Annotated in this window: 19 protein-coding genes; 7 read left to right on the forward strand and 12 right to left on the reverse strand. The window is 63.0% G+C overall.

The annotated features are described in order from the left end of the window. Positions 1 to 93: 93 nt before the first annotated feature. A complete protein-coding gene (locus ESZ53_RS08085; RefSeq protein ID WP_129072357.1) occupies positions 94 to 318 on the reverse strand; it encodes a hypothetical protein in 225 nt (74 codons plus the stop codon). A gap of 87 nt (positions 319 to 405) precedes the next feature. On the opposite strand from ESZ53_RS08085, the gene ESZ53_RS08090 reads away from it, so the two are divergent. After that, entirely contained in the window at positions 406 to 936 is a 531-nt protein-coding gene (locus tag ESZ53_RS08090; RefSeq protein WP_129072358.1) for an NUDIX hydrolase, read from the forward strand. A 119-nt stretch (positions 937 to 1,055) separates the two neighbouring features. Here ESZ53_RS08090 and ESZ53_RS08095 read toward each other — a convergent pair whose 3' ends face one another. The 5 genes from ESZ53_RS08095 to ESZ53_RS08115 form a co-directional block, all read right to left on the reverse strand. Beyond that, positions 1,056 to 2,321 carry an allantoate amidohydrolase gene (locus tag ESZ53_RS08095; RefSeq protein ID WP_129072359.1) on the reverse strand — a complete coding sequence of 422 codons (1,266 nt, stop codon included), beginning with the start codon at positions 2,319 to 2,321 and terminating at the stop codon, positions 1,056 to 1,058. A 15-nt stretch (positions 2,322 to 2,336) separates the two neighbouring features. Beyond that, the gene (locus tag ESZ53_RS08100; protein WP_129072360.1) at positions 2,337 to 3,455 is read right to left on the reverse strand and encodes an FAD-dependent oxidoreductase; all 1,119 of its coding nucleotides are present in this window, start codon (positions 3,453 to 3,455) and stop codon (positions 2,337 to 2,339) included. After that, a complete protein-coding gene (locus ESZ53_RS08105; RefSeq protein WP_129072361.1) occupies positions 3,452 to 4,030 on the reverse strand; it encodes a HutD family protein in 579 nt (192 codons plus the stop codon). Before ESZ53_RS08105 ends, ESZ53_RS08100 begins: the two co-directional genes overlap by 4 nt. 2 nt (positions 4,031 to 4,032) lie before the next feature. Then, positions 4,033 to 5,301: an ammonium transporter gene (locus ESZ53_RS08110; protein ID WP_129072362.1), complete on the reverse strand. Its 1,269-nt coding sequence runs from the start codon at positions 5,299 to 5,301 to the stop codon at positions 4,033 to 4,035. A 200-nt stretch (positions 5,302 to 5,501) separates the two neighbouring features. Then, on the reverse strand, positions 5,502 to 6,668 hold the full coding sequence (locus ESZ53_RS08115; RefSeq protein ID WP_246837256.1) for a tyramine oxidase subunit B: 1,167 nt from the start codon (positions 6,666 to 6,668) through the stop codon (positions 5,502 to 5,504). A 147-nt stretch (positions 6,669 to 6,815) separates the two neighbouring features. On the opposite strand from ESZ53_RS08115, the gene ESZ53_RS08120 reads away from it, so the two are divergent. Then, entirely contained in the window at positions 6,816 to 7,724 is a 909-nt protein-coding gene (locus ESZ53_RS08120) for a LysR family transcriptional regulator (RefSeq protein ID WP_168187205.1), read from the forward strand. A gap of 4 nt (positions 7,725 to 7,728) precedes the next feature. Here ESZ53_RS08120 and ESZ53_RS08125 read toward each other — a convergent pair whose 3' ends face one another. The 3 genes from ESZ53_RS08125 to ESZ53_RS08135 all read right to left on the reverse strand — a co-directional run bounded on the left by ESZ53_RS08125 (position 7,729) and on the right by ESZ53_RS08135 (position 12,054). After that, positions 7,729 to 8,193 carry a PGPGW domain-containing protein gene (locus tag ESZ53_RS08125; protein ID WP_246837257.1) on the reverse strand — a complete coding sequence of 155 codons (465 nt, stop codon included), beginning with the start codon at positions 8,191 to 8,193 and terminating at the stop codon, positions 7,729 to 7,731. 144 nt (positions 8,194 to 8,337) lie between these two features. Continuing rightward, the gene (locus ESZ53_RS08130) at positions 8,338 to 10,722 is read right to left on the reverse strand and encodes a DEAD/DEAH box helicase (RefSeq protein ID WP_129072365.1); all 2,385 of its coding nucleotides are present in this window, start codon (positions 10,720 to 10,722) and stop codon (positions 8,338 to 8,340) included. A 324-nt stretch (positions 10,723 to 11,046) separates the two neighbouring features. Beyond that, positions 11,047 to 12,054, reverse strand: a complete 1,008-nt coding sequence (locus ESZ53_RS08135) for a hypothetical protein (protein WP_246837258.1) — start codon at positions 12,052 to 12,054, stop codon at positions 11,047 to 11,049. Here ESZ53_RS08135 and ESZ53_RS14475 point away from each other — a divergent pair. Then, the gene (locus tag ESZ53_RS14475; RefSeq protein WP_246837259.1) at positions 12,041 to 12,202 is read left to right on the forward strand and encodes a hypothetical protein; all 162 of its coding nucleotides are present in this window, start codon (positions 12,041 to 12,043) and stop codon (positions 12,200 to 12,202) included. The two genes, ESZ53_RS08135 and ESZ53_RS14475, sit on opposite strands and share 14 nt — an antisense overlap. An 82-nt stretch (positions 12,203 to 12,284) precedes the next feature. Continuing rightward, on the forward strand, positions 12,285 to 12,758 hold the full coding sequence (locus ESZ53_RS08140; RefSeq protein ID WP_129072367.1) for an ASCH domain-containing protein: 474 nt from the start codon (positions 12,285 to 12,287) through the stop codon (positions 12,756 to 12,758). Between the two features lie 80 nt (positions 12,759 to 12,838). Here ESZ53_RS08140 and ESZ53_RS08145 read toward each other — a convergent pair whose 3' ends face one another. Then, the gene (locus tag ESZ53_RS08145; protein ID WP_129072368.1) at positions 12,839 to 15,994 is read right to left on the reverse strand and encodes an efflux RND transporter permease subunit; all 3,156 of its coding nucleotides are present in this window, start codon (positions 15,992 to 15,994) and stop codon (positions 12,839 to 12,841) included. A gap of 179 nt (positions 15,995 to 16,173) precedes the next feature. Continuing rightward, positions 16,174 to 17,595 carry a PLP-dependent aminotransferase family protein gene (locus ESZ53_RS08150; protein WP_129072369.1) on the reverse strand — a complete coding sequence of 474 codons (1,422 nt, stop codon included), beginning with the start codon at positions 17,593 to 17,595 and terminating at the stop codon, positions 16,174 to 16,176. 61 nt (positions 17,596 to 17,656) lie between these two features. On the opposite strand from ESZ53_RS08150, the gene ESZ53_RS08155 reads away from it, so the two are divergent. Then, positions 17,657 to 18,304 (forward strand): YitT family protein, encoded by a 648-nt coding sequence (locus tag ESZ53_RS08155; protein WP_168187206.1) that lies wholly within the window; start codon positions 17,657 to 17,659, stop codon positions 18,302 to 18,304. A 100-nt stretch (positions 18,305 to 18,404) separates the two neighbouring features. On the opposite strand, the gene ESZ53_RS08160 is transcribed toward ESZ53_RS08155, so the two are convergent. After that, positions 18,405 to 19,046 carry a hypothetical protein gene (locus ESZ53_RS08160; protein ID WP_129072370.1) on the reverse strand — a complete coding sequence of 214 codons (642 nt, stop codon included), beginning with the start codon at positions 19,044 to 19,046 and terminating at the stop codon, positions 18,405 to 18,407. A gap of 125 nt (positions 19,047 to 19,171) precedes the next feature. Here ESZ53_RS08160 and ESZ53_RS08165 point away from each other — a divergent pair, with 125 nt between their 5' ends. Both ESZ53_RS08165 and ESZ53_RS08170 read left to right on the forward strand, forming a co-directional pair. Further along, entirely contained in the window at positions 19,172 to 19,567 is a 396-nt protein-coding gene (locus ESZ53_RS08165; RefSeq protein ID WP_129072371.1) for a CrcB family protein, read from the forward strand. Next, positions 19,564 to 19,941, forward strand: a complete 378-nt coding sequence (locus tag ESZ53_RS08170; RefSeq protein WP_129072372.1) for a CrcB family protein — start codon at positions 19,564 to 19,566, stop codon at positions 19,939 to 19,941. The genes ESZ53_RS08165 and ESZ53_RS08170 overlap by 4 nt, the downstream gene beginning before the upstream one ends. The last annotated feature ends 35 nt before the right edge of the window (positions 19,942 to 19,976 follow it).

Raw genomic sequence — 19,976 nt, forward strand, 5'->3', positions numbered from 1 at the left:
TTCAATTAGAGACGCGCTAGCATCTCTCCCGCGCACACGGGCATGCGCGAACGGTCACATGAGCAACGCGCACCTGACCGCTATACGCGGGCTCTACTCACCGTCTGCGCTTTCTGCGGTCCGATCTTCGCCGACCGCACGAACGCTGCGCACACTGTCTTCAAGCGCGGCATCTTCGAGAGCGCTATCTTCGAGCGCGCCGTTCCGCACTGCATCAGACTCCATCTGGTCTTTCTTGCCCTGCTGCTTGTCGCTCGCGGAAGCTTCGGTAGCACCATCCATCATCGGCTGGTCTTGAGTTTCATCATGAGAAGTCATGCTTGAACAGTACGGTCGTACCCTGACAAAACTCCGCGACGCAGTACTGGCAAAGAGGCCCCCGGGGTGACGACGGATAATGGCTGAGTGATCGCCGATGACTTCCTGACCAGCCTTGCGGCCCTTCCTGCGTCTCCCGTCCGCGAGCGCTACCTCGCTTTCGTCGCTGCCGGAGGAGCGGATGCCCTCAAGCGAGACGGCGGTCCCGAACACGTCACCGCCTCCTGCTTCGTGTTCTCCCCCGACTATGAGAACGTGCTGTTGTGCTTTCACCGCAAGGGGCAGTTCTGGGTGCAGTTCGGCGGCCACCTCGAACCCCAGGATGCGTCAGTCGCGGATGCCGCCCTGCGTGAAGCACGGGAGGAGTCCGGCATCGCCGACCTCACCCTGCGCTCGGACGCCATCGTCGATCTCGACCGCCACGAGTTGCACGGCGGCTTCGCGTGCGCCGCCCACTGGGATGTCGGTTTCGTCGCCCTTGCCGCCCCGGATGTTGCTGTCGCGGTCAGCGACGAGAGCGAAGACGTGCGCTGGTTCCCCACCAATGCGCTGCCCGCCGCGGTACCCGACAACTTTCCAGCGCGGATGGCCGCTGTGCTCGGTGCGATTGCACGCTGAGTCTGCGCCGGTCCCACTGGAGTAGCGAGCGGGCAACAGTGCGCCGGCAGCCGCCAGCAGCAGCCAGCAGCAGCAGCAGCAGCAGCAGCAGCAGCAGCAGCAGCCGAGTCGTGCAACTTTTACGCCACGAGCAACCCCTGCAGCACATCGGCGAGCTTCTCGGCGCCCAGTTGAGCGTCGAGGTCGGTGGTGTATTCCTCTGGGGAGTGAGAGATGCCGGTGGGATTGCGCACGAAAAGCATCGCCGTCGGGATGAGAGAAGCGAGAACTCCTGCGTCATGACCCGCACCGGTGTCGAGCACCGGCGCATCCGGGAGCAACGATTCGAGCGTGCCGCGCAGCGCGGTATCGAAGTGAGTGGTCGCACTGAAGGACTCCTCGGTGAGTTCTGCCTCGCATCCTTCTTCCGCCGCGATCAGCGCTAGAGCATTCCGAATCGACTCCACGAGCGCAGCGGTGACCCCATCATCCGGATGGCGAACATCGATCCAGAAGTCGACCCGCGACGCAATCACATTCGTGCCGCCCGGCACCGGTTGCAGCCGACCAACGGTAGCGCGTGCATCCGGTGTCGTTCGCGCAGCATCCCGAATGGTCTGGATAGCGCGCGCGGCAGCAACCATGGGGTCTCGCCGATCGCTCATCAGCGTGGTTCCCGCGTGGTTGCCTTCACCACGGATGCTGGCACGCCACCGACCGTGGCCCAGAATGCTGGAGCCGATTGCGACAGCCGCATCATGATCAACCAGCGCCCGCCCCTGCTCGACGTGGAGTTCAACGAAAGAGTCGAAGGCACGCACGCCGTCGACATCGGGGCCGACGAATTCGGGGCTGAACCCGTTGCGGGTGAGCACCTCAGCGAAGGTATCGCCGTCATTATCGCGAAGAGCGAGCGCGCGCTCCGGAGTGATGGCCCCGGTCAGCAGCCGTGAGCCTAAGCACGCGACGCCGAACCGGGAACCCTCCTCTTCAGGGAAGGCCGCAACGACCAGAGGCTTCTCAGGAACGAAACCGCGAGCGCGGAGAAGATCGACCGCGACCAGTGCCGACGCGATTCCGAGCGGACCGTCGAAGGCTCCACCGCCGGGAACGGAATCGAGATGACTGCCGGTCAGCACAGCACCCGTCGTCGACCGAGAGGGCGTATGCCACCAGGCGCGAATGGTACCGACCTGATCGATCTCGACGTCGAGGCCACGCTTGGTAGCGTGCGCGATAAACCACTCACGCAGCTCAAGTTCCGCTGCCGAAAAGACGGGACGCGAATAACCGCCGCGCAGACGATCGGCTCCGATTGCTTCAATCTCAGCGAGGAGGCTGGGAACCGTGTCGGCTCGTGCTGCGTGCGGTGCGGCGACGTGGGAAACTGCGTCGATATCATTCATAAAAATCTCGCTTTGTTAGATTGCGGCACGGAGGCCGGGGCGAAAACGGTCAGGCACGGACTCCCCCGCGACGAGCGCGGCCGCGAGTTCACCGATCAGCGGGGCGAACTTGGCGCCATGGCCGGAGCACGGCGAGAGGATCGTGATGCCGTCGACCCGATCGATGACAAAGTCCTCGTTGGGGGTGTTCGTGAACAGGCACGTCGTTTCGGCATACGGTTCGGGCACGAGCCCGGGAAGGTACCGCTCGACGTACTCAACCACTCGCCGACGATTCGCCGGATCCACCTGTCGATCGTGCTGAGCTGCCGAGCGGATGCTCTTGCCCCCGTTGTACTCGGCAACCTTCTGACCGCGGAAGTCGGCGTCACGCCCGCCCGGTAGCCCGTAGACCTGGATCTCATCCGTCTTGTGAATGAAGGTCGGCCATTCGACTTCGCGGTCTCGGTACTCAAAGTGGAAGGCCTGCTCTTGGCGCACTTCGAGCGCGGGGAACGCCTGCAGAAAGCTGCTGGGCAGCGCAAGATCGCCCAGCAGATCAGGCAGCCAGCCGCCGGCGGCGATCACTACCTGTTCGGCCTCGAAGAACTCCCCCGTCGCCGTGGCGACCCGGTAGCCAGAGTTGGTAGCGAGAACCTGGGTGACCGTGGTGTCACCGCGCACTTCAGCCCCCAGCATTTGCGCCTGAGCGAGCATCGCCTCCACGGACTGTTCCGCATCGATCACGCCGGCGCCGGGCTGCCACAGCACTGCGGTGTCGAACGCGAAGTTCCAGCGTTGACGGGCCTCGCTCGCTGTGAGCAGCTCATGGCTGACTCCTGACGCTGCCAGAATCTCGGCAAGCTTTTCAGGATTGCGGCTGCTGCCGTAGTCGACCGCGCCCGTACTCGTGATGAGCGGGGAGCCATGCGCGGCTTCCAACTCGCTCCACCCACTCGCCGACTTCACCACTAGCTCGGTGTAGAAACGCTCGGGGTAGGCGAAACGGAAGATCCGCGCCGATCCGTGGGAGCTGCCGTATTCGTTGGCGGGAGACGTGCGCTCGAGAACGGTGACGTCGTGACCGCCCTGAGCGAGTCGCCAGGCCGCAGCCGACCCGGCAAGGCCGGCGCCGACGACAATAATCCGAGTCATGAGAGGTGCCCCTGTCTGTAGGAAGAGTCTGTGGTAGTCGAACAAATGTGGATCTCCAGAAACCGTGCTCGAGTGCACTGCACGAAACTGCCGGGCTCGATCACTGCCGGCGCTGAGACCTTTACGCCGTCCAAGGTCGCGACAGCGCCGCCAGCAAGAATCACCGCACGAATACTGGGGTCATCGTTGACGAAGTCACCGGTGACGGTGCGCCAGCGCGAACACTCGTGAAGGCCCGTGCGAGCCATCACATTCACCGCCAGCGACGCCCCTCCGCGAACCCGCGCGGAGATGGCGACGCCTCCGTCGAAGCGCACAGCGCCGTCGGCATCCGGTGATAGCTCAACGCCGCCCTGCAGCAAGGAGATTCGACCGGCGGCGAGCGGCGTGAATGCTCTGCCGTAACCGGAGAAGGTGGAGAACGCGGTGCCGTCAGTGACCGTCGCGATACTGATGCGCCAGTCGGGTTGTTCGCTGCCAGACGAGGAGGCCACCTGTCGGGTCATCCCGAGCCCGTTCCGCCAGCGCGTCGCCGGCAGCTCTCTGACGGGGCGAATTGCGGCACCGCGTTCCATGGTCAGACGGTCCGAGCTGAGGTAACAACCTCATCATCGTCGTAGGCCCGCTCGGCGTGGTGGTGCTCATCGATGCCGGTGATTTCGTGCTCTTCAGAAATGCGCAGTCCGATCGTTTTCTGGATCAGTTTCGCAATTAGCCAGGTCACAGCGAAGGAGTAGACCAGCACGGCTATGGTAGCCACGCTCTGCACTCCCAGGAGTTCGAAGCCGCCGCCATAGAAGAGTCCAGCGCGACCGTTCGGCGCTGCTGAAGTTGCGAAGAAACCGATGAGAAGGGTTCCGATGATGCCGCCCACGAGGTGAACTCCGACGACGTCAAGCGAATCGTCGAACCCGAGACGGAACTTCCACTCGATAGCTAAGCAGCAGACCACACCAGCGATCGCACCGATCGCGATCGCACCGAGCGGTGACACCGCGCCACAGGCCGGGGTGATCGCGACGAGAGCCGCAATCAGTCCAGACGCGCTACCGAGGCTGGTTACTGCTCCATGACGAAGACGGTCAACAGCGGCCCAGCCGAGCAGACCGGCACAGGCAGCAACCGTTGTGTTGAGGAAGACGACACTGGCGGCGTTACCGGCAGCAAGGGCGGATCCGGCGTTGAAGCCGTACCAGCCGATCCACAGCAGACCCGCTCCAATGAGAACGAGCGGCCGGTTATGCGGTCGAACCGGGCTGCCCCAGTCCTTGCTCTTTCCCAAGACGATCGCCAGCGCCAGCGCTGCAACACCGGCGTTCATGTGTACGGCCGTGCCACCAGCGAAGTCGACGGCACCGAGAGCGTTGGCAATCCAGCCGCCCAGCGCAGTATCGCTATCGAAAGCGAAAACCCAGTGCGCGATCGGAAAGTACACAAAGGTTGCCCAGAGGCCGGCGAAGAGGAGCCAGGCTCCGTACTTCATCCGGCCTGCTGCAGCGCCCGCCACGAGCGCCGTCGTCACCCCAGCGAACAGCAGCTGGAATGCAGCGAAGAGGGCGAGCGGGATGCCGGCATCCGGATCATCAGTAAGGGCTGCGTCGAGTCCGGCGAACTCGAGCGGATCACCGAGCAGACCAAGGCCACCGAGGGAGTCCCCGAAGACTGCGGAGTACCCAAACGCGACCCACAGCACGGCGACGAGCGCTGCACCGCCGAAACACATCATCATCATGTTGAGAATGCGACGGGAGGAGACCATCCCGCCATAGAACAGGGCTAGGCCCGGGATCATCAGCGCAACGAGTGCTGCACTGGTCAATATCCAGGCGACGTTTCCAGAATCCACTTTTCACTCCACAGGGTTGGGGCGCACCAGGACGGTGGGCCATAGAGGGGTGGTGCAGGTGATGCAGGTGATGCAGGTGATGCAGGTCATGCAGGTGTCACGGGCCTTACGGGTGACGCAGGTCGTGCGGGTCGTGCGGGTGATACGGCCGTGGTGCTGACGAGGCAGAGCGAGAGACGCCGCGCTCTGCCGTTTCGTGGCTACGAAAGGTTGGGCGAATCCCAGAGGTTGAGCTTCGTACCGATGCCAAGCTCGAGCGCGTTCTCGTAGACGGTCTTTGCCCACGCGACGTCTTCGACGCCCATCCCGCCGACGCTGAACAGCACCGGCTGTTCGTCGAATTCGCGACCCGCAACACTGTCGTCAAAGACATCGCCGATGTTCACGACTCGAGATTCGTCAAGGTCGCCGGCGTCGATGAGGTCTTGCCAGTAGAGCCCGATCATGCCAAACGCCGTCTCATGAGACGGGGCCGGATATTCCTCTGCCCACGCCTCGTAGATCGGCTTTGCGTCAGCGATGAGGCGAGCTTTGCCGGAGAGGGTGTATTCCTTGTCCATCTTGAGGTTCGCGGGCAGGCTCAGAAATGCTCCGGGCTTGATCCAGTCGCCGTCGATGTAGGGGTAGTTTTCCGAACCGACGAGACCGGTAACAGCCTCTGAGACGATGTCGGAATCCCGAACGGCAGCCTCGATCGTTTCGGCGATCTCGATGGTGGTGAACTGCGGGTAGTTCTGCGAAACGTAGGCCGCGAAAGCTTCCGAAGTCGAACGTCGACGACCATTGATACGGATCGTGTCGAGCGTCGGACGCGCGGTGGTCATCGCGTGCAGCGCACTCTTGTTCATGGCGCCAGGACCGATGATGCCGAGCGACTTCGCGTTGACCGGGGCCAGCTTCTTCGCCGCTGCTCCGGGCACGGCCGCCGTGCGGTAGGCACTCTCAAGGTTGCCAGACATGATCGCGAACGGCGCCCCCGTCACCTTGTCGTTCAAAACAATGAGGTGAATGGATCGGGGCAGCCCCTGCTCCCGGTTCTCGATGTTCGAGCCGTACCACTTGACTCCGGCGGTATCGAAGCGGCCACCCAGATAGGCCGGCATGGCCATGAAGCGGCGGTCGGCCGCATCCAACGGCATCCCGGGGAAGGGTGAGGATTCGGGGAAGCTGATCTGGGCACCGTGGGAGTTCGCTGAGCTGCCGGCCATTCGGTAGTCACCCTTAGCGACCAAGACGAGCACTTCTTCCATCACTTCCATGCAGCGCGCCATGTCTTTGACTCCAGCGGCAATCACTTCTGGCTCGCTCAGGTACAACATGTCGATTCGCGTGCTGGGTACGGTCTCGGTCGGCTCGGAAGATGTCACGGAATGTCCTTTGGATCGGGGTGCGTTAGGGAAAGTATCCATAGATATTGCGTGCACCTCCAATACCGTTTTTGACCCGGATTGATAGCGAAACGCTCGTAATATTGCCGAAATATGCCGGTAATACTGTCCGCCTATTATTCGGAGATGGAACTTCGTCAGCTGCGCTATTTCCTCGCCGTAGCCGACGAGCTCCACTTCGGACGAGCGGCCGAACGACTGCACATGTCGCAGCCTCCGCTGAGCGTTCAAGTGAGTCGCCTCGAAGAAGAACTCGGCACAACGCTGTTCGAGCGCAGCACTCGATCGGTGAGGCTCACCCCGGCCGGTGTTCATCTGCAAGCGAGCGCGCGGTCGATTATGAGCAGCGTGAACACGGTTCAGGATGAGATGCGGGAGTATGCAGAAGGGCTATCCGGCAGAGTCACCGTCGGATTCGTCAGCTCCGCAAACTACACCGTGCTGCCCGGGGTGGTTCAGCTGTTTCGCGCCCGTCGCCCCCACGTCACCCTTGATCTTCGGCCGCTCACCTCGGGGGAACAGATCGCGGGCCTCCTCGCGGGAACGCTCGACGTCGCCATCGTTCGCGATGAGCTACCTACCAGCACTGACCCGTCGACCGAGTTGATCGCCGAAGTCGTCTTCGAGGAACTCTTAGTAGCCTGCCTCCCGGCCGATCATCCGCTCTCGCATCGCAGCGAAGTGTCCGCCGACGAGATTGTCGAAATTCCGATGGTCACGTATCCGCGAGCGCTGATGCCGGGCTACGTCGACCGGGTTTCTGCCGTATTCAATGCCACCGCCGGCGTTATCAACGTCGTCGAAGAGGTCGTGCATCAGGAGACGGCACTAGGTTTCGTGGCGGCGGGAGTCGGCACGAGCATCCTGCCAGAATCGGTGCGCCATCTGCTGCCGCCGTCGATTGTGGCGATTCCGCTCACCGGATCACCGACATCTCGCCTTATCGCGGTTCGCGCCGCCCGTCATGACGACAGAGTCACAGGCGCCTTTGTCGAATGCCTGCATGATGCGGCTCAGGCCTTGGCCCGGCGATGACGCCTTAGGCGTCGGCCCGGTGAGTGGCTGCGGCTTCAGCCTCAGCTGCCCCTGCCTCTGCCCCGGCCTCCGCCTCGGCGGCGGCATCGGCGGCGGCATCGGCGGCGGCATCGGCGGCGGCATCGGCGGCGGCTCGCCGAGCCGCTCGTCGCTTGCGCTTCTCATTCGCTGCGACAAGCGCCTTGCGGGCGACAGCATTTGCTTTGGCGCTGGCCTTCTTCGCTGGCTCAAATTCGGTACCGAGAAGCGCCAACCCGCCAATGGCCACAAGGGAACCGGGGCCAGGTAGTGGAATGAGCACCACACCGAGCGCAACGGTCGTTCCGCCCACGACACCGACGGTGGTGCGATAAACGCGGTTCGCCTTGGGGTTCTTACGGATCGCTTCGCGCGTTCCGTGCGCTGCGGAGCTAGTGGCGTGCCCCAGCGCTGAACCCGCACGTGCTGCCAGTGATGGCTTCTCGTTCATGCTGCGATTCTACGAGACAGCGGTGGCTCACGAAATGAGACGGCTCGCAGCAAGGCGATTGAGTGAGACGCAGAAAGCCCCGGCTGCCGACCACGCGAGTGGGGCATCCGGGGCTTTCTTGTGCTCGAGTGAGCGGGGTGCTTGTTACAGCGCAGCCAGCGTGTCGATGAACTTGTCACCGGGCGCTACGTCGACCGACTCTGCATCGATCTCGGCGCGGCCGAGGAGTTCTTCCATCTTGCGACGACGGTTGCGCGGGATGAGGGTGACAACGGTTCCGACCTTGCCGGCACGACCGGTACGGCCGGCGCGGTGCAGGTACGTCTTGTACTCCTCGGGAGCGTCAGCCTGAATAACGAGGCTGATGTCATCCACGTGGATGCCGCGGGCTGCAACGTCGGTCGCGACGAGCACGTTGACCTTGCCGCTCGTGAGCATCTGCAGGTTGCGGGTACGACGCGCCTGGTTGAGGTCACCGTGAAGGCTCGTGGCGGGGGTGCCGCCCATGCTCAAGAACTCAGCCATTTCTTCAGCGAACGCACGCGTGCGGGTGAAGACGAGGGTCTTGCCCGTGCCTGCAGAGAGCTGCTTGATGATGGCGCGCTTGTCGCGCTGTTCGATGAGCAGAACCTTGTGGTCGATCGTGGAAGAAGCCTGGTCTTCACCAGCAACCTCGTGCACGGCCGGGTCAACAAGGAACTCCTTGACGAGCGTGGCAACACCCTTGTCGAGAGTTGCGGAGAACAGCAGCTTTTGTCCGCCCTCGCTGGTCTCGCGCAGGATGCGCTGAACGGGCTCGAGGAACCCGAGGTCGCACATGTGGTCAGCTTCGTCGAGAACAGTGACCTTCACGTGGCTGAGGTCGAGACGACCCTGCTCAACGAGGTCTTCCACACGGCCGGGGGTCGCGATGATGACATCGACACCACGGGTGAGCGCAGCAACCTGCTTGTACTGGGGAACGCCGCCGACGATGGTCGTCGTGAACAGACCAACGCTACGAGCGATGGGCTGAATGGTGCGGTCGATTTGCTGAGCAAGCTCGCGGGTCGGAGCCAGGATGAGGGCGCGCGGCTTGCGGCCCATCTGACGGTCCTTGCCACCATTGTTTTCCATGAGGCGCTCAACGAGGGGCGCACCGAAGGCAATGGTCTTGCCCGATCCGGTCTTTCCGCGACCAAGAACATCCTTGCCGGCGAGAACGTCGGGGATGGTTGCTGCCTGAATGGGGAACGGCGACTCTGCACCCATGGATGCGAGCTGACGCGAAATGTTCGAACCGATACCCAAGTCGAGGAAGGACTTGCCTTCAACATCGCTGGCAGTAACAGCCTTCGCTACGAGACGATCAAGAACAACATCTTCTTGCATTCCGTGCGCCGACTTCTCGTCACGGTTGGGGTAGTACGAGCTTTCGCGACGCTCGCTGTGCTGCGGGCGATCGTTGCGGTCGCTGTATGACGGACGGCTGCCACGGTCGGGGCGGTCGCCGTACGCGGGACGCTCAGTGCGCTGCGCACGGTCGTTGTAGGCAGGGCGTTCCGTGCGCTGGGCACGGTCGTTGTAGGCGGGACGTTCCGTGCGCTGGGCGCGATCGTTGTACGACGGACGCTCGGTGCGACCAGCGGATGCTCCGCGGTCACCGTACGAGGGACGCTCGGTGCGCTGAGCACGATCGTTGTACGAGGGGCGCTCTGAACGCTCGGGGCGCGAGCCACGGTCGTTGCGGTCGCTGTACGAGGGACGCTCGGTGCGCTGCGGGCGCTCGTTCCGGTCTGCGTACGAGGGACGGCCACCACGGTCAGGGCGGTCACCGTACGAGGGACGCTCGCTACGACCAGCCGAAGCACCACGATCGTTGCGGTCATTACGGTCGTTGTACGACGGACGCTCTGAACGACCGGCGTAACCACCACGCTCGGGACGGCCACCACGGTCAGGACGATCTCCGTACGAGGGTCGCTCGCCGCGACCAGCGGATGCACCACGGTCGTTGCGATCGTTGCGGTCGTTGTACGACGGACGCTCTGAACGACCGGCGTAACCACCACGCTCGGGACGGCCACCACGGTCAGGACGATCTCCGTACGAGGGACGCTCGCCGCGACCAGCGGATGCACCGCGGTCGTTGCGGTCGGGACGGTCGCCATAGGAGGGACGGCCGCCACGCTCGGGGCGCGAGTCGCGCTGCGGGCGGTCGCCGTAGGCACCGCGTTCGTTGCGCTGGGGACGGTCGCCATACGAAGGGCGGTCGTTGCGGTCGCCGTGCTCGGGGCGTGCACCACGGGCAGGCTTTTCGCGAGGAGTCCAGTCGGGACGGCTGTCGCCACGGCCGCCACGAGCGGCGCCGGAGCGGTTGTCGCCGGTACGAGCGGCACGGTCATCCGCGCTCCACCGGCGCTTGGGGGCTTCGCCCTGGTCAGGGCGGAATCCGCGGTGACCTTCGCTGCGTGAACCGCCGCGCTTGGGAGCACCAGAGTTGAAGTCGCTATTGCCACGTCCGGTGGCAGGCTTATTGAATTTAGGCATTGTTCTTTCCGGGTTGTTCTTAGATGGAACACATCTAGTGCGTGGAGCACGCGCGCACGCCAACACTCGCCGATGTAATTAGCTAAAGGTTGACTAGCTAGCCATCAATTGATTTGAGTGTTCGTACGCTGCACTACTGAACCCGGGCAGTCTTTGACCGAGGCCGTCACATACATTCGTGTGATTGTCACCAGTTGGATGGACTGGCAAACCGGCCCGCAAGACTTACAAACCCATACGCGAGATTTCGCGCTGTCTTGAGCCGACTCAGCCACTTTAGTGCATGAGCCGCTAGATAGCGAGAGCGCTCCGGATGCCCGCGCTCTACTTGAGGCGGGAGTTGACCGCGAACTGCAGCGCGAAGACATCAAGCTGCTCTCCAACGGGAGCAAGCCACTCGCCCACTTCGCGCAGCAGCTCCTCGGGCGTGACAAGCCGCACGGCATTGTTGGGCTCGCACGCAATCGTGAGCGGAGCATCCGCCAGCCGGTGCACGACAGCCCACGACTTGGTCACCAATTGAGGCCGATCGGCCGCAAGACGCTGTTCAGCGATCGCGGTAGTGACATTAATGTGTTCGTCGATCTTGCCGTCGCGCACCACGCGGCCCCAGGCATCCAACACGTAGTCCCCCGGCGCCCACAGCAGGGAATCGATGAACGCGATCTGGTTGCCGGCCACGACAGCATGCCCGACGTGTGCCGTGCGCGACCCCGGCACTTCGAGGCCCTGAACGACCGTCACGGCCGGCATGCGGATGAGGTGCTCGAGCAGTGGCGCCGTGAGCCGCTCAGCGACAGCGAGGCGGCGTTCGAGCTCCCCCGAGTTCGCGTCGACCATGACGGGCGCGCTGGCAAAGTGGCGCTCGCGTTGCCCGTGAGGAAAAACGGCTCCCATCGCAGTAAGTACGGTCGAACGCCAGCGAGTGAAGCTGCTGACCTGGCTGGTTATTTTTACCCAGACCACGATCGAGAGCGCGACGAAAACTGCGGCGACGACGAGGGATGGCAGGTTGGCTAGCTGCGGAATTGTCGAGAAAGCGAAGGCCAACTCGGGATCGAACAGGATAGCGAGCACCGAAGTGATTGCCGCTAACACTGCAGAAACGACAAAGAAGAGGAAGAACAAGCGTGCAGCACCCACGGCGAGATTGAAGCGAGCCATCGTTACTGCCGCGACAGCGATCACGAGTTGAGCGGCAATCACGCCAACAACGAGCTGACGATTCAACTCGGTAGCGCTCGTCGCCAAGTACTCGAAGAAGTACGTGGTGGCACCCACCAGCGCCACCGCTAGGAACAGCGCAAAAAGCACGTGCGTGGCGACCGTCAAGGGCGCGACTTTCGGGGGAATTGTCGGCCAGATAGTGGAGCTTGATGCCCACGATTTCTGCGCCCAACTGAGCGTTTCTGTGCGTACCATCGGCACCGGAATCTGCTGTCCCAGTGCGCTGCTTCCCCCAGCATCGATCATGAAGTAATCCCCATTTCCCCCAGACCAGACTAGAACATACGACGAGCAGGGCGGGGCGGGGACGATCGGCACCGATTCAAGATGAGCAGATGGGCACACCCCTTCTAGTCGAAGATTTCTGGCGCGAATGCCGCTTGGCGCTTCACGGCCTCCCCGAGGCGGTCCCGGAAGCGTGGGCGTTTGGAGCGACGCCTGCCCACGCAGATGGACTTCTCAGCCTGGTACTTAAAGGCACGAAGACCGCAACCGCATCCTCCCTCTGGGACCATGAACATACTGGCGAACCCGTGCCTGAGGCGGGCTGGCTGAACATCATTCTCGACGGGCGCGGAAGCCCCCGCGCCCTGTTGGAAACCACCGCGATCGTTGTCGTTCCGTTCGATGAGGTTCCCGAGTCTCACGCGTTTGCCGAGGGTGAAGGAGACCAAAGTCTTAAGCATTGGCGTGAAGTCCACGAACGATACTGGCGTGAACACTCGGAGAGTCCCCGCGGCTTCGAACCGCACATGCCCGTTGTGTGCGAACAACTTCGGCTGCTCTACGTTGGATCACGCTCGGCCTAGAGCTTTACCCGACTGGTTCAGAAAGTCTGAATCCCGGCAACGATCAACGTCGGAGCCGGGATTCACCATCACAGAGGGGGTTACTCGGCGGGAGCCGCTACCGAAGTCTCGCGACCGGCCTTCTTGGCGGCACGCCGGCTCTTGCGATCCGTTCCCGCTGCCCTCTTGTCTTCGCGACGCTCCTTGGCGCCTTCGACGACGTAGTAAAGAACCGGAAGCACCACGAGCGTAAGTACGGTCGAGGAGAGCAGTCCGCCGATCACGATGATGGCGAGCGGCTGCGAAATGAAGCCGCCCTGGCCGGTGACACCGATACCGAGCGGAAGAAGCGCGAAGATGGTGGCTGCAGCCGTCATCAGAATCGGGCGGAGTCGACGTGACGCGCCCTCAATGATGGCGTCGTGCGCGCGCATTCCCTTAACCCGGTACTGATTGATCAAGTCGACAAGCACGATCGCGTTCGTGACGACGATACCGATCAGCATCAGCACACCGATGAGCGACGCAACACCGAGCGGGATGCCCGAGATCACCTGAAGCGCAATAGCTCCCGTGGCCGCGAACGGAACCGATACGAGCAAGAGCAGCGGCTGGCGCAGGCTCTTGAAGGTCGCGACCATTACGACGTAGACGATGAGGATTGCGACGAGAAGAGCAAGACCGAGCTGTTGGAACGCATCCGTCTGCTCGGTGGCAACACCACCGAGTTCAGCCGATGCACCGGCGGGCAGTTCTGCTTCGTCAACAGCGGTAGCGACCAGGGCGGATGCCGTACCCACGTCATCGCTACTTGGCGTCACGCTCAGGGTTGCGCTGCGCACGCCCTTCACCGAGGTGATGCTCGCGGGGCCGTCTTGGACGGAGACCGTTGCGACGTCCGTCAGTGGCACGAGTCCCGTGGCACCGGGGATCTCGAAGTCTTGTAACTCCTCGATCGTGGTGGGGGCGAGGTCGTTGAGAATGTAAATCGAGAGCGTCGATTCGTCGATGACGGCGCTACCGACCGCGTTCGGGTTCATCGCGCCCGTGACAATGCCGCCCACCGCGATCTCGCTGAGGCCGAGCTTTGCGGCCTTGTCGCGATCGACAACGATCGAGATAAAGGGCTGCTGCTCTGAGAGGTTGCTGGTGGCCTCGGCGACGACATCGAGGTCGCGCACCTGCTCGAGCAGGGCATCCGATGCTTCACGCAGTTCAGAGTCACTGGTGGCGGTGACGTTGATCTCAATGTCGCTCGAAGCGAAACCACTGGATGCTGCCGCAAGGGTGATCTCGCCGGCATCGTCGATGCCAGCGACGGCCTCGCGCACATCTTCTTGCAGCTGAGTTTGATCGAGATCGGGGTCTGTCGTGAGCGAGAACGCGTTGGCTCCGCTGCCCGAGAATGCGGCCCGGAGCGAGCCGCCGCTTGAGCCGATGGAGAGCTGCACGGTTTCGATGCCGTCGAGGTCCATCAGAACCTCTTCGACCTTCATAGCGGCTTCGTCACGCGCTTCGAGGCTGGCGCCGAGCGGCAAGGCTTGGTTGACGGTCAACGTGTTCTGGCCGCTGTCGCCGATGAAGTTCGTCTTCATGAACGGGATGAGAGCGACGGTTCCGCCGAGCAGCAGAACGGCAGCGAGCAGCGTAGCCAGCGGGCGCTTGAGCGTCCACTTGATCACGGGCAGGTAGCCGCGCTGCAAGGCGTTGGTCTTCTCTTCCTGCGGCAGGCCGGCAGCGTGGGCGTGCTCGACGGCAGCCTCTGTGTGACGCGGCGCGACCTTGTTGCCGAGGAACCAGTAGGCCAGTACCGGAACGATTGTGAGGGATACGAAGAGCGACGCGGCAAGCGCGATGGCGGTCGTCAGCGCGAACGGGCGGAACAGCTCTCCGGTGATGTCGCCGACAAGGGCGAGGGGCAGGAACACCGCAATGGTCGTCACGGTGGATGCCGTGATGGCTCCCGCAACTTCCTTCACCGCGTTCTGAATGGCCTGCAGCTTCGGCTCTCCCATGGAGACGTGGCGCTTGATGTTCTCGATAACAACAATCGAGTCATCCACCACTCGACCAATCGAGATCGTGAGTGCTCCGAGGGTGATGATGTTGAGCGTGTAACCCGAGACCTGCATACCGATGAAGGTGATGAGCACGGATGCCGGAATCGAGATCGCCGTGACGAGCGTCGAACGAATCGACAGCAAGAACACCAGAATCACGATCACGGCGAAGACGAGGCCGAGCAGACCTTCGGTCGTGAGGCTATCGATGGACTCTTGGATGAAGGGCGCTTGGTCGAACACGACGGTGAACTGAGTGTTGCTGCCGAGGGCGTCTTCGAGCTCGGGGATCGCTTCGAGAACGGCTTCGGAGACAGAAACTGTATTGCCGGCGGGGCTCTTGGTAATCGCGATTGTCAGTGCGGGTTCGCCGTTGACGCGCGAGATGCCGGTCGCGGGGTCGTCGATGACCTCGACGGTAGCGACGTCAGAGATCGTGACGACATCGGTGTTCGAGCCACCGAGCAGCGGCAGTTCGGCAACGCCGTCCGCTGTCGTGATGCGCTGGCCGGCCTGCACCGTGAGGGTCTGACCGTCTTCGGTAATTTCACCAGCGGGCAGCAGCACGCCATTGTCATCGAGAGCCGAGAGGATGTCTTGGTTGCTCAGACCGTTGATGAAGAGTTCGTCTTGGTCGGGAGTGATAACCAGGCGCTGAGTGGCGGTTCCGAGCAGGCTAGCGTCGCTGACGCCATCCAACTTATTGAGCTCAACAAGGGTGGAGGCTTCGAGCTTGTTCGAGAGTTCGAGAGGGTCGAGGTCGCTCGATACGGCGATCTGCACGACCGGCAGGTCGGTGAAGTTGAAAGTGAAGACTTGGGTATCTGCCGAATCGGGCAGCTGGCCCGAGATGCGGTTGATGGCGAGCTGAATCTTTTGCTCGGCGGTGGCAATGTTGGTGCCGTACTCGAACGAAGCCGAGATGTTGGCGAAGTTCGAGTTTGAGGTTGCGGTCGTGGACTCGAGCCCTTCGACGCCCTGAATGGCGGCTTCGAGCGGCCCCGCGAGGTCCTTATCGACCACCTCGGGTGATGCGCCCGGGTAGGTCGAGACGATGAAGATTTGCGGCAACGACAGCGACGGGATCAGTTCCTGCTTGAGCGACGTGAGAGCCACGCCACCAAAAATTCCGATGACGATCGTGACGAGCGCGATCAGAGCGCGGTTACGCAAGGAGAAAACGGAGAGCAGATGCACGAGAGGACTTTCGTTGCTGTTAAACGCGGGCGCGGTCGTAAAACCACTTCTTGGTTAAATCAATTCTCTCAGCACGCTCAGTATTCCGCGTACTCTCGCGAGATTACATCTGCGTAAAACCTGCCGGAGGTTGACGGCCTCGCAGGCCGGCGAATGCCCGCCCTCTGGTTCGCTGAGCGTTAGACGACGTTCGCGAACTCGCTGCTGGCCGGCGAGAACGGATGCCGCATCACGGTCGACCAGGCTGCGGCGAGCGCCGAGACGCCCTGTTCCAATTCGGCGGACCCCATGCTGAACGGAATGCGCAGGAATCGCTCGAACGCGCCATCCATCCCGAAGCGCGGACCGGCAGCGATCACGAGTCCTTCATTGCGTGCAGCAAGTACGAGTTGTGAACTCACGGGTTGGCCGAGGTTGATCCACGCGGTCATTCCGCCCGGCGTGTGGGGCACTTGCCAGGACGGCAGTTGCTCGGCGAGGAGGGAGGAGAGGTGCTCGCGGCCGGCCCGGAGTGACGTGCGCCGAGCATCCAGAATCGCCGGATAGCTCTCGAGAATGTTGGTGACGACGAGTTGTTCGAGCAGCGGAGTACCGAGGTCACCGGCAGAGCGGGCGCGCACGAGTTGGCGAATCGTGGCGTGGTCGGCGCGAATCCAGCCGGTGCGCAGTCCACCCCAGATTGTCTTGCCGACCGAGCCCACCGAGATGGCATTGCCGTGCGCGGCGAAGGGTAAACGGCTACCGGAGCCATCAAGGTCGAGTTCAGCCATCGTCTCGTCTGCGATGACCGCAGTGCCGTGCCGGGCAGCGAGCGACAGCACCTTTTCGCGCAGCTCATCGGGCATCGATTGGCCCGTCGGGTTGTGAAAGTCGGGCATGAGATAGGCGAGCGAAGGGCTCGTGCGCTGGATGGCCTGCTCGACGGCGATGGCATCCCAGCCGGTCTCGGTCGAGACTCCGACGGGAACGAGGCGAGCGCCAGCGGCACGCAGCGCATCGAGGGCGTGCGGGTAACTCGGGTTCTCCATGAGGGCACGGTCGCCACGCGACATCAGCGTGCGAGAGATGAGCGCGATGGCGTGCTGGGCGCCGAGCGTCACCATGATCTGGTCGGGGCTCGTGGGCAGACCGCGGTCGGCATACCGCTGGGCAATCGCCTCGCGCAGCACCGGGATACCCACCGGATCGAAGCCCGACTCCCCCAGATACGCCGGCAGTTGTTCGGCTGCTCGGCGAGAGGCCTCGATTACTTCGGGAGCCGCCGCGATCGTCGACTTACTGAAGTCGAGCATCTGTGGGGCTGCGGGGTCGGGAATCAGGCTGGCGCGATGAGGCAACTGGGCAACACTGCCCGAGCCGCGCGTACTCTCGACATACCCGCCCTCGCGGAGAGCCGAATACGCGGCTGTCACCGTGGTGCGGCTCACGCCGAGAGCGAGCGCCAACTCCCGTTCGGCCGGCAGGCGCGTTGAGGTCAGGATGCGGCCATCCATGATGAGAAGTCGGATGCGGTCGGAGACGGCCAGATAGGCAGCATTGGCTCCGGCGGCACGCCACTCGCCCATCATGACGACCAATGCACGGGCCGAAAGGCTATTCATGAGGCCACACTAGCCCGATTGGCCTCTTGCTCCGAGTCCAATTTCGTAATTGGATGCTTTTATGACTCCCCGCCTCACCATGACGCGACGCATCGCGCAGCTCGGCTTCGGCCTGTTCTTCTACGGCTTCGCCATTGCGCTCATGATTCGTGCGGAAATCGGAGTGGCCCCCTGGGATGTTCTTGGCCAGGGCGTCTCGCTCAGCACGGGCATCCCCTTTGGCTTCGTCACCAACATCATTGGCTTGATCGTGCTGCTGCTGTGGATCCCGATCCGCCAGAAGCCCGGCATCGGCACCGTGTTCAACGTCGCCCTCGTCGGGCCCAGCGCCCAGCTCGGGTTGTGGATGCTCCCCGAAATCGAAGGACTCGCCCTGCGCATCCTCGTCTTCGTCGCTGGCCTACTGCTCCTCGGCATCGCCACGGGGCTCTACCTCGGCGCGCGCTTCGGGCCAGGCCCCCGCGATGGCCTCATGACGGGCATCCACCACCGCTACGGCGGCAAAATCTGGATCGTGCGCAGCAGCATCGAACTCGTCGTACTGACCATCGGCGCAATCCTCGGCGGAAACCTCGGCTGGGGCACCCTCGCGTTCGCACTGCTCATCGGCCCGATCGTGCACTTCACGATTCCGCGCCTCATGGTGCCCGCTGCCGTCTCGACCGAGACAGCAGTTCCGGAGCAAACCCCCGACGTCGCCGTCAGCTAGCCACTCTTGCTAGCCACTCTTGCTAGCCGCTGTCGCTAGCTCCGAGCGCTCTCACCGGCGCAGCAGGTTGTGCCGCAACGTTATTCGACGCAGCAGCGCTTTACTCGGTGAACTTCACCGGAACGTAGACATCCTGAACACGGTCATTGAGCGCCGTGTGGTCGTTGCGCGTGAAGATGCCGCACTCGTTGGTGATGCAGTCGGCGTCTTCGCCGAGCGGGTCTCCCAGTTCGAGATAGGCGGTGAAGGTGCCCGTAGCAGCGTCGTCGTAACTGCGAGCGCCGAAGAGTCGCCACGCCCAGTCAGCGTTGATCCAGTTACTGGGAGCCCACTGCACCGTGCCCTCCGCAACGTTCTCTTGCTGCTGGCTCGGTACGCCGCCGATGCAGGGCCCCGGCTTGTCAGCAGGCGTTTCGGGGATGACGCACACGGCAACGTAGACACCTTGAGTGCCGTCGTACCCGGTTCCGGTCACGACCACCCGCTCATCGCGAACGAGCGCCTCGGTGTCGATCGGTTCGCCATTTTCTCCAGCAAGAGTCAACGTGCGGGTACGACCGTCATCGCCCTCGGCAGTGACCGACAGCGGCCATTCTCCGTCGACGAGCTGCTGGCTCGATTGACCCGCGCTCTCGTGCGTCAGAATCGGCACGACGATGATCGCAATGGGCACGAGGAGCGCCACGACAACAGCAAGCACAATCCACGGCCAACGACGGCGGCGCGCAGCAGTTCGGGTCATGGCTTCAGTCTAGGACTGTGCGGGGCATCGCCGAGCGGGATGGATGACGCGGAGCATCCGCCAATTGCCCTAAGGTGATCGTGTAGACAGCACCCGCTTGAGTATTGGCACACGAAAGGCAGCCCATGATTCGTGAAATAGCTGCTGTCGCGGTCGGCGGTGCACTCGGCACTGGGTTGCGCTTCTCCCTTGACTTGGCGTTCGCCACGAACGACGGGCTCTTCCCTGTCTCCACCCTGATCGCCAACATTCTGGGCAGTTTCGTTCTCGCCCTTGTCGTGGCCGAACTCTGGGCGCCGTCGCCGGCCTGGGCTCGTGCCGGTCTGGGGGCTGGGCTCCTCGGCTCGTTCACCACATTCTCGGCTCTCGCTGTGGCGGCCGTTCACCTCATCGGTGCAGATCAGTGGCTACCCGCGCTCATCTACGTCGCCGCCACTCTCGTTCTTGGTCTCGCCGCTGCTGCTTTCGGACTCTATCTGGGACGCGCTCGACAGAGCCGCCCCGACCTGGTGAACGAATGACGGCCGGCGTGGTTTTTGCGATCCTCGGTGCGGGTGCCATCGGGGCAGTGCTGCGCTATCTGACGGCGCGCGCGTTCGCGTCGCACAAGAGATTTCCCTGGGCCGTTCTTGTCGTGAACGTTGTCGGTTCAGCGCTCGGGGGCACCCTCGCCGGGCTGGCGCACCTCGGCACTATCGACGCGAACCTCGAAATCATTCTGCTCACCGGGCTGTGTGGTGGTCTTACGACCTTCAGCACGCTCAGCGTAGAGACGATGCAAAACGTGTCGCTGAAGCGGATGCGGGTGGCCGTGATCAGCGTGCTCGCGAATCTGGTCGGCGGCATTGGCGTCGCGGCCGCAACCTACTTCGGGTTGATCGCGCTCGCTTCCTAAGCCGAGCGGCTAGCGCCGTTGATCCCCCGCACCGA

Origin of the sequence: Salinibacterium sp. UTAS2018 (assembly GCF_004118935.1) — a bacterium.
Taxonomy (GTDB): Bacteria; Actinomycetota; Actinomycetes; order Actinomycetales; family Microbacteriaceae; genus Rhodoglobus.

Excerpts from the sequence above, each read along its gene's own strand:
- ESZ53_RS08085 (WP_129072357.1), bottom strand. The coding sequence starts at position 318 with ATGACTTCTCATGATGAAACTCAAGACCAGCCGATGATGGATGGTGCT.
- ESZ53_RS08165 (WP_129072371.1), top strand. The coding sequence starts at position 19,172 with ATGATTCGTGAAATAGCTGCTGTCGCGGTCGGCGGTGCACTCGGCACT.
- ESZ53_RS08140 (WP_129072367.1), top strand. The coding sequence starts at position 12,285 with ATGGGCACACCCCTTCTAGTCGAAGATTTCTGGCGCGAATGCCGCTTG.
- ESZ53_RS08150 (WP_129072369.1), bottom strand. The coding sequence starts at position 17,595 with ATGAATAGCCTTTCGGCCCGTGCATTGGTCGTCATGATGGGCGAGTGG.
- ESZ53_RS08160 (WP_129072370.1), bottom strand. The coding sequence starts at position 19,046 with ATGACCCGAACTGCTGCGCGCCGCCGTCGTTGGCCGTGGATTGTGCTT.
- ESZ53_RS08105 (WP_129072361.1), bottom strand. The coding sequence starts at position 4,030 with ATGGAACGCGGTGCCGCAATTCGCCCCGTCAGAGAGCTGCCGGCGACG.
- ESZ53_RS08120 (WP_168187205.1), top strand. The coding sequence starts at position 6,816 with ATGGAACTTCGTCAGCTGCGCTATTTCCTCGCCGTAGCCGACGAGCTC.
- ESZ53_RS08130 (WP_129072365.1), bottom strand. The coding sequence starts at position 10,722 with ATGCCTAAATTCAATAAGCCTGCCACCGGACGTGGCAATAGCGACTTC.
- ESZ53_RS08095 (WP_129072359.1), bottom strand. The coding sequence starts at position 2,321 with ATGAATGATATCGACGCAGTTTCCCACGTCGCCGCACCGCACGCAGCA.
- ESZ53_RS08125 (WP_246837257.1), bottom strand. The coding sequence starts at position 8,193 with ATGAACGAGAAGCCATCACTGGCAGCACGTGCGGGTTCAGCGCTGGGG.
- ESZ53_RS08155 (WP_168187206.1), top strand. The coding sequence starts at position 17,657 with ATGACTCCCCGCCTCACCATGACGCGACGCATCGCGCAGCTCGGCTTC.
- ESZ53_RS08170 (WP_129072372.1), top strand. The coding sequence starts at position 19,564 with ATGACGGCCGGCGTGGTTTTTGCGATCCTCGGTGCGGGTGCCATCGGG.
- ESZ53_RS08100 (WP_129072360.1), bottom strand. The coding sequence starts at position 3,455 with ATGACTCGGATTATTGTCGTCGGCGCCGGCCTTGCCGGGTCGGCTGCG.